Below are 544 nucleotides of genomic sequence, written 5' to 3'. Positions count from 1 at the left end.
CTGTTGGCATTATCATAATCATAGCCAAAAGCGCGGGCAATACCATCTGAGCGGCTCTTCCATTTAGCCCCTGCAATGTTACCGTTCAGCTCTTTGTTGCCGAAGCCGTAATCATAGCACAGTTCCTGTCCAAACCAGTTGGAAGTACTGCCAGCTGTATTTACAAAGGCTTTATTAACAGACTTTAGCCAGCCACGAATATTGTATTCATAGTTTAATGATTCCAGTTGAGAAGATGCCATAGCATTTAATCGTTTACTATTCAGCTGTCCTAATTCATCGTAATCATTAACAGCTAATGTTTGTTGTAAAGCGACATTATCATTTAAACGTTTCTTTACGGAATCTATGCGCCCACCTGCATCATAGTGATACATGGTTAACACTGTTGTTTGAGGTGTAACTGTGCTGCGAGGATTAGTATGTCGTAGATAAGAGCTTACCGGCTTACCGCTAAAATCAAATAGTGTGTTGGTAATGTCTTTGCCGCCGGGCGTATTATCCGCTACTGTCTGAACTACCCGCCCTTTGTCGTTGTAAAAAG

At 41.9% G+C, this 544-nt stretch carries 1 pseudogene; it reads right to left on the bottom strand.

Going from position 1 to position 544, the window contains the following annotated elements:
- Positions 1-544, bottom strand: a pseudogene (locus GO495_RS31920) (DUF6443 domain-containing protein); the annotation flags it as partial.

The organism is Chitinophaga oryziterrae, from assembly GCF_009758125.1.
Taxonomy (GTDB): domain Bacteria; phylum Bacteroidota; class Bacteroidia; order Chitinophagales; family Chitinophagaceae; genus Chitinophaga; species Chitinophaga oryziterrae.
Note: the sequence above shows the minus strand (reverse complement) of the source record. Positions and strands in the feature narration are given on the sequence as shown.